The organism is Colwellia sp. TT2012 (genome assembly GCF_001440345.1).
Taxonomy (GTDB): domain Bacteria; phylum Pseudomonadota; class Gammaproteobacteria; order Enterobacterales; family Alteromonadaceae; genus Colwellia.
This window is the reverse complement of the sequence record NZ_LJYX01000209.1, coordinates 1-277: the sequence shown is the minus strand read 5'-3', so window position 1 is coordinate 277 and position 277 is coordinate 1. Positions and strand designations below refer to the sequence as shown.

The 277-nt window shown below is 37.9% G+C and carries 1 rRNA gene; it reads left to right on the top strand.

The features are described from left to right. Positions 1 to 86: ribosomal RNA gene (gene rrf / locus ASU03_RS19600) — 5S ribosomal RNA — on the top strand; the annotation flags it as partial. Positions 87 to 277 lie beyond the last annotated feature (191 nt).

The window sequence follows — 277 nt, the reverse complement described above, 5'->3', positions numbered from 1 at the left end:
TGATCCCATTCCGAACTCAGAAGTGAAACGCAGTTGCGCCGATGGTAGTGTGGGAGTTCCCATGTGAGAGTAGGACATTGCTAAACTTCTATTAAGAGAAGCCCGATTCATAAGAGTCGGGCTTTTTATGAAACACTATTTTTTAACTTAATTGCTTAGTAAATAAGCCGATTAAGGTAAAAAATAAGGTTTTATAAAACACTTACTTTTATATAAGATTAAGTGTTGACATTAAAACTGAGGAGCGTAATATGCGCATCCTGCTTCGGGCAAACGG